Source organism: Streptomyces sp. NPDC007945 (assembly GCF_042958885.1).
GTDB lineage: Bacteria > Actinomycetota > Actinomycetes > Streptomycetales > Streptomycetaceae > Streptomyces.
The window spans coordinates 272407-282636 of the sequence record NZ_JBIBJV010000003.1 but is presented as its reverse complement, the minus strand read 5'-3'; the positions used below and the strand labels follow the sequence as shown (position 1 = coordinate 282636).

Below are 10230 nucleotides of genomic sequence, written 5' to 3'. Positions count from 1 at the left end.
GGGGGGGCGGTCCACCGCCCCCCCCCCCCCGGGGGGGCCGGGGCGGGGGCCCCCCCCCCGGCGCGGGGGGGGGGGGGGGGCGGGGGGGGGGGGCCCCCCGGGGGGGGGCGGCCCCCCCCCCCCCCGGCCTCCCTGGTCAGTCGGTCAGAGGGAAGAAGTCGATCAGCATCATGTCGCGGACGCCCTGCTCGGCACCGTCCGCCGGGGTGATCGCCGAGACTCCGTGGAACACCCGGCGGTCGTCGATGACGATCGACTCGAAGGGCTGGAGCAGGGTGGTGCGGAAGATCGGCTGCTTGTCCCGGTCGTAGAGCCGCGACTCGCCGCCCGCCACGTCCTCGCGGTTGATCAGCACCTGGGCCACGAAGTGGTGGCCGTCCTCGTGTATGCCCTCCGGGGCGGGCATGGAGGACTCGTCGCGGCCTGCGGTGATCCGGATCTGGTGCACGCCGACGCCCGCGGTGGCGCGGTCGATCTCCCCGGGCAGGTTGTCGAGGAAGGCGAGCACGATCCTGCGGAGCACCTCGGAGGAGGCCACCGCGTCGGCGAGCGGCTCGAAGCGCCGCTCCACGCCGCCGAACAGGGCGTTCACCTCCGCCGACTGCTCGAACACGGCCGAGTCGGTGGGCGCCAGCTGGTCGTTGGCCAGGCGGAACCGCCCGTATCTGCGCTGACGGAAGGTCGCGCCGTCCGGCAGGTAGGCGTCCACGGGCAGATCCGCCCAGGACCTGATGAAGTCCTTGAGCGCCCGTTCCGGGCAGCCGGCGAGCGCGTCGCCGAGCAGAGCGGGAGACGAGTGGTGGAACGGGATGGTCTCGATGGCAACGGACATGCCACGTACTCCTGTCGGTCTTCGGTCTGTCGGTCAGTCAGTCAGTCAGTGGGTCGGTGAGCCGGTGGGTCGGTGAGCCGGTGGGGGCAGGGAAACAGGGAGCAGGGGGACGGGCGGGGATCGGGCGGGGTCCGGGCGGGGATCGCCGTCGCCTATCGCCCGCCGGCCGCCGTGAGCAGCGCGTCCGGCTCCTCGGCGGCCTCCTCCGGCGCGTCGGCCGGCACCCCGGCCACCCGGAACCCGGACGCGGCGGCGACGACGGCCGCCTCGACCTCGGCGCTGCCGGCCCCGCGGAACCGGAACCGGCCGCCGACGTGCTCGTAGTACGCGTCCGCCAGCGGCAGCACCTCGCCGACCTCCAGCAGCGCCTCCGCGTACAGCCCGGGAACCCGCCCGGTCATGGAGGTCACCTCGGTGATCCGGCAGGGCCGGGCCTCCGGGGCCGGGACGATCAGGAAGCCGCCGACCTCTCCGCTCGCGCCGGGCTCCCCCTCCGGGATCGGCAGCCGCATCTGGAGCTGGAACGCCGCGTCCATCAGGTCGTACCCGTGGACCTCACGCCAGACGAAGGGGATCTCGGCCCCGCCGACCCGCGCGCCGACCTCCAGGAAGCTGCACCGCGGGGTCCCGGAGGAGCGGTCGACGAACACCTCCAGGTGGAAGACGAGGGGCTCGTCCGACAGGGCGCGCAGATAGCCGGCCGCGGCCTGCCTGATCGCCTCGTTGACGGCCTCGTCGTCCTCCTCGACCGAGCCGAGGAACTCCCCCGACCGGAAGCCGAGGCAGGTGTTGACGTACCGGGAGGCCCGCAGGTGCCGGATCGCCTCGCCGGTGAACACGCCGTCCACGTGGTAGATGAGCCCGGGGTGGAAGCGCTGGACCATCATCGGCCCGTCGCCGAGGCGCAGGGAGGCCAGCTCCTCGGGGCCGTCGAGCTTGGCGACGCCCTCGCTCGAACTGCCCATGACCGGCTTGACGACGACCGGCCAGCCGTACCGCTCGGCGAAGGCGAGGACCGTGGCCTCGTCGGTCGCGAGCGCGAACTCCGGCAGTTCCAGGCCGGCTTCCGCGACCGCGGAGGCCATCAGGTACTTGTCCCGGAACTTCGCGAGCTGTTCGGTGCGCTGCCCGGGGCAGTCCCACTCCTCGCGCAGGGCCGCCGCGATCAGCAGGTCGTCCTCCTTCAGGGCGACGATCCGCTCGGGCCTGCCGTGCCGCACGGCCAGCACCCGCACCGCGGCGCGCACCGCCTCCAGGTCGTCCGTGCGCTCGACGATCACGAGGTCCCCGGCCTCCTCCGGCACGGAGGGCAGGCCCACCTCGGTGGAGATGTACGAGACGTGGTGCGTGGAGTGGTCCAGGTACTCGGCGTAGCGCGCGTACCGCTCGCGCCAGCGGTTGATGACGACGATGTGCGGGAGGCCAGGAGCCCCGGTGGTGGTCACGACGCTCCGCCCTCACCCTCGATCTCGTACATGCCGTCGCCGTCGAGGTAGTGGATCGTGCCGATGTCGCGCATCACGACCTCCTCGATCTCGTGGAAGAGGCGGACGAAGCCGACGTAGGTGCTGTCGTTGACGGTGGGGACGACCGTGCCGCCCAGCGGGACGAACTGCGAGAGGTCGTGGAAGCTCTCCAGCCGCTCGACGGCCTCCAGGTGCCGCAGCGACTTCAGCGTGCCGGTCTTGGCGGCGACCAGACCGACCGAGGCGAACCAGCGCTTGATCTCGTACGGGTCGTCGCAGCGCTCCGCGAAGCCCTCGGGGTTCGTGAACGCCTCGACGGTCCAGTCGAAGGGGGACTCGCCGGTGGCGTGCTGCACGTAGTGCGGGAGGTCGCCGCCGCAGATGCGGGCGCCCAGCTCGATCAGCACCGGGCCCTCGGCGGTGAACTTGAGCTCGATGTGGGAGGGGCCGTGCTTGATGCCGAGGGCGTCGAGCACCTCGAAGGCGTACGGCACGAGCTGGTCCTGCACCTCGCCGTGGCGGGGCATCAGGTGGACGGAGTTGCTGATGTCGTGGACCCCGTTCACCGAGATGCGCGAGGTGGCGATGATGTCGGTGACGTGGTGGCGGCCGTCGCGGCTGACGGTGTTGACCATGTACTCGCCGCCGAAGAGGTGCTCCTGGGCGACCACCCCTTCGTTGACCTCGGAGAAGACGTTCGCGGCGCCGGTGAGCTCACGGAAGGCGCGGGCGCTCTCCTCCGGGGTCGAGCAGAAGTGGACGCCGTCGTTGGCGGCGCTCTTGACCGGCTTGACGACGATCCGGCGGCCGAGGTCCCGGTGCCAGTCGGCGAGCTCCTCGGCGCTGGTGGCGAGGATCTGCCGGGCGCCGCGCACCCCGGCGGCCTTGATGGTCTCGATCATCGTGAACTTGTCGCGGCGGGCGGCGCTGTGCCGGGTGCCGTTGGTCGGCAGGCCCATGGCCTCGCTGAGCCGGTCGGCGAACTCGACGCCGAACTCGCTGCCGGAGAAGACGGCGATCGGCTGGTAGGCGCCGACGGCCCGGATCGTCTCGTCGAGGTCGCCGAGGTGGACGATGTTGTCCTCGTAGAGGGAGAGGTCGAGCGAGCCGGCGAAGGCCGGGGGGATCTCGGCGGTGCTCTGGACACGGACGCACCGGTATCCGGCCTTCTCGAACTCCGGCGGGAAGAAGCGCGCGGGCGCGAAGGCGTCGACGATCGCGACGTAACCCTTGATGGTCACGGGAACTCCTTGCTGGGGTGGACATCCCCACGCGGCTGCGCGTGGGCGGGGAGGCGGGTCAGGACGCGGACTCGGCCAGGACCGGCGGCGCGGGCTCCGCGGCCGGGCCGGGCTTCCTGGCGTTGCGGAGGCCGCCGGCGAGGGCCAGGGCGGAGAGGGTGGCGCCGGCGGCGCCGATGATCACGAAGGCCCACATCGGGCTCATCGCGTCCTGGACGGTGCCGGAGAGCGGGGCGCCGATGCTGTTGCCGAGGGTGAGCGCGGCGCTGTAGCAGCCCATCACCACTCCGCGGGCGCCGGCCGGGGCCAGTCCGCTGGCCGCGCTGGCCGTCGAGGCGAAGGCGGGCGAGCACAGGGCCGCGGGCAGCACCATCGCCAGGCACAGCCAGCGCCAGTCGCCGGTGGCGAAGCCGCCCACGACGGTGGTCAGGCCGACCAGGCCGGAGATCAGGGCGAAGGACGGCGGGTTCTTCAGCGTGCCGTAGACGAGCGCGCCGAGGAGGGAGCACAGGCCGCAGACGGTGAGGACCAGTCCCGACCACTCCACCTGTCCGGCCTCGCGCAGGCCGCCGACGATCGCGACCTCGTAGCCCGCGGTGGCCAGGGTGGTGGCGGTGGTGGCCATGAGCACCGGGACGAGGGCGGGGGTGAACCAGGTCCTGAAGGGCACCTTCGCCGGCTTGGCGGAGGGTGCGTCCGTCCCCTTGACCTCGTCCCTGACCTGCGGGTTCAGCAGCCACAGGCCGATTCCGGCGAGGGACACGATCAGGCCGAGGCCGCGCATCGACACGTCGCTGGAGATGGCGGTGGCGATGGTGACGCCGAGCGCCGGGCCGACCATGTACGAGATGTTGGAGGTCATCGCGTCCAGCGCGAAGGCCGTGTGCCGCTCCTCCTCGGGGATGGCCACGGCGAGCCTCAGCCGCACGATCGCGAAGCCGGGAAGGTTGAGCAGACCGCAGGCCACCGCGGAGACGGCCAGCGCCTCGTACGGCAGGGCGGGTCCGAGGCCCCAGAAGAGCGCCTGGCCGGCCACCGACACGGCGAGCACCCGGCGCACTCCGTAGCGGTCCATGAGTTTGCCCTGGACCGGGCCGCCGATGGCGACACCGACGGTCCAGAGGGCGATCACCAGGCCGGAGGCCCCGAAGCCGCGGCCGAGGCCGAGGACGACGCCGAGGTTCATCACGACGGGGATCGCGACGACGGCGATCTTCGCGAAGAAGCCGAGCACCATGAGCGGGCCGATGCCCGGGTGGGCGACGACCTTTCTGTAGCCGTCCATGCGCATGTCAGCGGTTCCGTTCCCCGGTCTCGGCGTCGGTCGAGGCGTCCGCCACGCCGACGGCCACCGCGATCTGCCGCAGGAAGGACCGGTCCGTGAAGGCGTGGCGCTGCCAGAGGGATTCGAGCTTCGCCGGCAGGGCCGCCCGGTCCTCCAGCTCGCAGGTGATGACGATGTTGGGGTGCTCGACCCCGTCGATCGTGAGGGTCTGGGTCCGTACGACGTCCAGCTCGCGGGTCACGTCGGCGACGAACTCGGGGGACAGCTCGCGGACCGGGAACTGGAGGCACACCCGCTTGATGCCCTCGCGCGGTTCCGGGTGGGCGGGCCAGCTGCCGTCGAGGATCGACAGCAGGACCTCGTAGGTGTTGAAGTCGGTGGACGCGATGCACGGGGTGGTCGTTCCGGTCACCCGGGGGTTGATCTCCAGGATCTGGTAGACCCCGTTCTCGTAGATCATGTCGAGGCCCACGGCACCGGTGAAGCCGACCTCGTGGCAGAGGCCCTTCAGCTTCTCGGCCACCGGGGCGAAGTCCCGGTCGTGCGGCTCGCGCGGGGCCACGTAACGCAGCCGGCCGAAGTTGAAGACCGGGCCGAGCTCGGCCGGTCCCTGCCACACCCGGGGCTGGACCACGTACTCGCCGTCGGCGCCGACCACCTCGACCGAGCAGATCTCACCGGAGACGCACTGCTCCAGGATGAAATTGCCGTGGTGCTCGCCTTCGGTCAGGTGGCGTTCGAGGGCGGCCTCGTCGGGAATGGAGACCATTCCGGCGCCCATGCAGTCCCAGAGCGGCTTGCTGATCAGCGGATATCCCATGTCGGATATCTGGAGCAACACCGCGTCCGGGTAGGCGGGAATCGCCAGGCCCCGGCCGGCGAGGACGTCGTTGTCGACGAGCAGGCCCGGCGGGGTGTCGAGCCCGTGGCGCTCCAGGAGACGCTTGGTCTCCCACTTGTTGCCGGTGAGGGTGACCGCGTCCAGGCTGTGGGCGGTCATCGGGATGCCGACCGTTTCGAGACGGCGCTTCACCACCGCGTCACGCAGGGCGTTCTCGTCGGCGATGGACAGCGACACGACGCCGTCGGCACCCCAGGCGATGACCTTCTTGGCGAGTTCGTCCGCGGAGATGTCGCCGGGGACCTTCTCGGATTCCCCGGGGAAGTCGCCGGGTCCGCATTCGCCGTCGGTGTAGAAGAGCTTGGCCTCGATGCCGTCCTTCTGGAAACGCCCTTCGAGCGCCGTCAGAAAGGGCTTGGTCTGCTGGATCTCAATAGAACGCAGGAAAGCGATTCTGCGCATGATTCACCCCTTCGGGGAATTTTCAGAAGTCGCGCGACGCGTGCCGTCCAGCGCGATGAGAAGACTCTCTCAGCGGGCGCGGTCCTGGTGGAGAGATACTCGGTGTCCCAAAGTGGACAGACCAGAAGAGGTTCTCGACAAATGGAGCGTTCAGGGACACAAAGCCCCGATGGCACGGCTCGGTTGGCGCCGGAATCGCCGGCCGTCTACGCGTGGGCGTTGCGGAACGGCGTGCTTCGCGACTCCGACCTGACCGTAGCGGAAAACGAACTCGGGCTTTCGCACGCCGAGTTGACCGGAGCGCGGGACAACCTACTCGAACTCGGCCTGCTACTGCCCGCCGGCCGCGGAGACGGCTTGATTCCGGCGGATCCCACGATCGCAGAGATGGCGGTCCGCGCCCCGCTGGAACAGGAGATCCGGCGCCGGCAGCAGGAACTGGTGGACCTCCACACCCGGCTGCGCCCCCTGGCACCCCTGTTCACGCAGCACGAGCGCACGGGGCGGCGCGCCGACGGGGTGCGCACCTTCGGCGAGGCGGACGAGGTCCGCCGGGAGCTCTCCCTGATGACCCGGCTGTGCACCGAGGAGATGGTCAGCATCCAGCCGGGCGGCGGCCGCAGCTCCGACACGCTGCGCGGCATCATCGAGGAGAGTCTGGGGATGCTGGACCGCGGGGTCCGGCTGCGCACGCTCTACCAGCACACCGCCCGGGCCAGCCTGAGCACGCAGATGTACGTGCGGACGGTGTCGGCGGCCGGTGCCGAGATCCGTACCACCGCCGAGGCGTTCGACCGGATCATCATCTTCGACCGGGAGACGGCGTTCGTGCCGCAGCAGCGGACGGCGGGCGGGCCGCAGGGCGCCTCGGTCGTCACGGACCCGACGGTGGTGGGCTTCCTGTACCGGATGTTCGAGAGCCTGTGGGAGTCCGGCCGCCCCTTCGACGCGACGCCGCCCGACGCGCCGCAGCCCCCGGAGGCGCTGAGGCTCACGATCCTGCGGCTGATGGCCGCCGGCCTGAAGGACGAGACGATCGCCAAGCGACTCGGGATGGCCACCCGCACGCTGCGCCGCCACGTGAAGGACGTCACGGACGAATTGGGGGCGGAAAGCCGATTCCAGGCGGGTTACAAAGCCCACCAACTGGGACTCCGACTTGACACGGACGAAGCCGAATAGCCGCTCCGGCGGCGGCAACAGCTCTATGATCCCGCCAAGTTGGCCGTAACTATCTGGTCACCACACAGACAGGCGAGCTACCCTTCGCCCCGTTTTGCGCGATGACCACCCCCACATCGGAGTCAGCCATGCAACCGCAACAGTCCGTGACGCCCGTCCTCAGCGCCAAGGCTCGTGCGGCGTACGTCAATCTGCTACGCCGGGATTCACAGCGAAGACGCCTCCCGGACCTTTCCGACAACTGCCCGGACTCCGCGGACGCGGACGCGGACCGGGAGGCACTCCAAGAACTGCTCTCCATGGGCATGCTGGACACGGACGATTCCGTTCCGGACAAAGTGATCGCCGTGGACCCGGGAATCGTCGAGGCCCGTCTGGGCGCGCAGTTGCGCTCCTCGGCACTGATGATGCTCGAGGAGGCGCGCAATCTCACGGAGCTGCTCCGCCCGCTGATCGCCGAGTGCCGTCCGGCCTCGGGCGCGTCGGACGGGGTGCCGATCGTACGGATCGAGGGCAAGGCCGCCATCAGCTCGATCGTGAACGAAGCGGTGCAGCAGTGCGCGAAGGAGCTGTTCACGGCGCAGCCCGGCGGCCCCCGGCCGAAGGCCACCCTGCACGCGATCCGCCGGCAGACCGAGGCGCTGCTCGACCGCGGGGTCAAGGTGCGGACCCTCTACCAGCACACCGCCTGGCACGACGGTCCCACCCGCGACTACGTGAGCGAGATATCCGCGCTGGGCGCGCAGATCCGGACCCTCGACGAGTTCTTCGACCGGCTGATCATCGTGGACCGCGCCCTCGCGGTCATCCCCGCCAACACCGCCCGCGACCAGGCCGTCGTGGTACGGGATCCGGCCGTGGTGCGGTTCCTGGCCGAGGTGTTCGAGCGGAACTGGCAGCGCGCCAAACCCTTCCAGGGTTCCCGCACCCCGAACGAGTCCAGCCAGCTGAGCGGGGCGCTGCGGGAGACCATCATCCGCTGCCTCATCCACGGCGACAGCGACAACGTGATCGCGAAGCGCATCGGGCTCAGCACCCGCGCGTACGCCTCCCACCTGGCCAGACTCAAGGCGGACCTCGAAGCGGAGACCCGCTTCCAGCTCGGCTACCGGCTGGGCCAGCTCGCCGGAGCGCAGTCCTCCGCCCCCGAGGAACCGGCACACGAGAAGGGCGGGGCGTGAGGCGATCTGCTGATCGCCTCACGCCCCGCCCGTGGTGGTGGGGGAGAGTCCTTTCCGGCCAACCGCATGCCCCGCGGGGGCTTCGCCGCGGAGGCCTACCTCACAGCGGTCTTCGCCGCGACGGTCTGTGGAGCAGCGGTCCGCGGGGCGACGGGCTCCGGGGCGACAGGCTCCGCGGTGACCGGCTCCGCGGTGACGGGCTCCGCGGTGACGGGCTCCGGAGTAGCGGATTCCGGGGCGGCGGGCCCCGAAACGGCGTCCTGGGGCGCGGCGTCCGGCCCCGTGATCCGTTCGGCGGCCTTCGTCCCGGCCGTCCGGCCCGGGCCGCGGATCGCAGCCAGGGCGTGGTAGCCGACCAGGGTCACCAGGGTGCCCAGCGCGATGCCGCTGACAGAGAAGGTGTCGGTCACCTGGAGGGTGACCCCGCCGATGCCGAGCACCGAACCGGCCGCGATCGGAACCAGGTTGACCGGGTCCGAGAAGTCCACGCCCGCCCTGATCCAGATCTTGGCGCCGAGCAGGCCGATCATCCCGTAGAGCACCACGGTGATGCCGCCGAGCACGGCACCGGGGGTGGCGGCGACCAGCGCGCCGAACTTCGGGCAGAGGCCGAAGACCAGCGCCGCCGCGGCCGCCATCCAGTACGCGGCGGTCGAGTAGACGCGGGTCGCGGCCATCACGCCGATGTTCTCCGCGTACGTGGTCGTCGGCGCGCCGCCGACGACCGAGGACACCACGGTGCCGAGACCGTCGCCGAGGATGCCGCGGCCGAGCACCGGGTCGAGGTCCTTGCCGGTCATCTCGGAGACGGCCTTGAAGTGGCCGGTGTTCTCGGCGAGCAGCGCGATGACACCGGGCAGGACGAGCAGGATCGCCGAGGTGCTGAAGCTCGGCGCGTGCATGGTGGGCAGCCCGAACCAGTCGGCGTCGGCGACCGCGCCGAGCTGGACCCGGAGGTGGCTGGTGACCTCCCCGGTGGGGCCGGGCGCGGTGATCTGCCCGAGGGTCTGGTCGAGCACCCAGGAGAGCACGTAACCGAAGACGAGGCCGACGAGCACCGCGAGACGGCTCCAGAACCCGCGCAGCAGCACGCCGGCGGCGATCACGACGCCCATGGTGGCGAGCGCGGTCCACTGGTCCTGGGGCCAGTAGATGTCGGCCACCACCGGGGCCAGGTTGAGTCCGATCAGCAGCACCACGGCGCCCGCGACGACCGGTGGGAAGGCCTTGTTCACCAGGCCGGGCCCGGCGAAGTGGACGAGCAGGCCGACCGCGGCGAGGACCAGGCCCGCCACGAGGATGGCGCCGGTCACGGTCGCCGAGCTGCCGCCGGCCGCCCGGATCGCGGCGACCGCGCCGACGAAGGACGCGCTCGTGCCGAGGTAGCTCGGGATCTTGCCCTGCACCACGAGCAGGAACACCACGGTCGCGATGCCCGACATCATGATCGCGAGGTTCGGGTCGAGCCCCATCACGACGGGGAAGACGAAGGTCGCGCCGAACATCGCGACGACGTGCTGGGCCCCGAGGCCCACCGTGCGCGGCCAGGAGAGCCGCTCGTCCGGCATGACGGCCGCGCCGGGCCGCGGGGCCCGGCCGTCACCGTGCAGCCGCCAGCCAATGCCGAGGATCCGCTGGATCGGATCCTGCGTTCCCTTCATGGTCGTTCCTCCGGTCGCTGACGTTCGATAGGGGTGGGTTGAGGGGGGCGGGTTCGAGGGAGCCGGTGCGGGGTGCGGG

8 protein-coding genes are annotated in these 10230 nt (G+C 71.1%); 2 read left to right on the top strand and 6 right to left on the bottom strand.

The window, feature by feature from the left end:
* Positions 1-136 precede the first annotated feature (136 nt).
* From ACFZCF_RS12035 to ACFZCF_RS12015, 5 genes are all read right to left on the bottom strand, one after another.
* The gene (locus tag ACFZCF_RS12035; RefSeq protein WP_388442471.1) at positions 137-832 is read right to left on the bottom strand and encodes a 2OG-Fe dioxygenase family protein; all 696 of its coding nucleotides are present in this window, start codon (positions 830-832) and stop codon (positions 137-139) included.
* A 152-nt stretch (positions 833-984) separates the two neighbouring features.
* Positions 985-2277 (bottom strand): acetyl-CoA carboxylase biotin carboxylase subunit family protein, encoded by a 1293-nt coding sequence (locus ACFZCF_RS12030; protein WP_391286327.1) that lies wholly within the window; start codon positions 2275-2277, stop codon positions 985-987.
* Complete coding sequence (locus ACFZCF_RS12025; protein ID WP_388442465.1) at positions 2274-3539, bottom strand: ATP-grasp domain-containing protein; 1266 nt, start codon at positions 3537-3539, stop codon at positions 2274-2276. Before ACFZCF_RS12025 ends, ACFZCF_RS12030 begins: the two co-directional genes overlap by 4 nt.
* Positions 3540-3597: 58 nt before the next feature.
* A complete protein-coding gene (locus ACFZCF_RS12020) occupies positions 3598-4824 on the bottom strand; it encodes an MFS transporter (protein ID WP_391286324.1) in 1227 nt (408 codons plus the stop codon).
* 7 nt (positions 4825-4831) lie between these two features.
* Positions 4832-6127, bottom strand: a complete 1296-nt coding sequence (locus tag ACFZCF_RS12015; protein WP_391286322.1) for an ATP-grasp domain-containing protein — start codon at positions 6125-6127, stop codon at positions 4832-4834.
* 141 nt (positions 6128-6268) lie between these two features.
* Here ACFZCF_RS12015 and ACFZCF_RS12010 point away from each other — a divergent pair, with 141 nt between their 5' ends.
* Together ACFZCF_RS12010 and ACFZCF_RS12005 are read left to right on the top strand one after the other, a co-directional pair.
* Positions 6269-7309 carry a LuxR C-terminal-related transcriptional regulator gene (locus tag ACFZCF_RS12010; RefSeq protein WP_391286320.1) on the top strand — a complete coding sequence of 347 codons (1041 nt, stop codon included), beginning with the start codon at positions 6269-6271 and terminating at the stop codon, positions 7307-7309.
* Positions 7310-7656: 347 nt separating this feature from the next.
* Positions 7657-8490 carry a LuxR family transcriptional regulator gene (locus tag ACFZCF_RS12005; RefSeq protein ID WP_391286318.1) on the top strand — a complete coding sequence of 278 codons (834 nt, stop codon included), beginning with the start codon at positions 7657-7659 and terminating at the stop codon, positions 8488-8490.
* 95 nt (positions 8491-8585) lie between these two features.
* On the opposite strand, the gene ACFZCF_RS12000 is transcribed toward ACFZCF_RS12005, so the two are convergent.
* Positions 8586-10151 carry a solute carrier family 23 protein gene (locus ACFZCF_RS12000; RefSeq protein WP_391286316.1) on the bottom strand — a complete coding sequence of 522 codons (1566 nt, stop codon included), beginning with the start codon at positions 10149-10151 and terminating at the stop codon, positions 8586-8588.
* Between the last annotated feature and the right edge of the window lie 79 nt (positions 10152-10230).

Coding starts and splice junctions, on each gene's coding strand:
- ACFZCF_RS12035 (WP_388442471.1), bottom strand. CDS start 832: ATGTCCGTTGCCATCGAGACCATCCCGTTCCACCACTCGTCTCCCGCT.
- ACFZCF_RS12015 (WP_391286322.1), bottom strand. CDS start 6,127: ATGCGCAGAATCGCTTTCCTGCGTTCTATTGAGATCCAGCAGACCAAG.
- ACFZCF_RS12010 (WP_391286320.1), top strand. CDS start 6,269: ATGGAGCGTTCAGGGACACAAAGCCCCGATGGCACGGCTCGGTTGGCG.
- ACFZCF_RS12020 (WP_391286324.1), bottom strand. CDS start 4,824: ATGGACGGCTACAGAAAGGTCGTCGCCCACCCGGGCATCGGCCCGCTC.
- ACFZCF_RS12000 (WP_391286316.1), bottom strand. CDS start 10,151: ATGAAGGGAACGCAGGATCCGATCCAGCGGATCCTCGGCATTGGCTGG.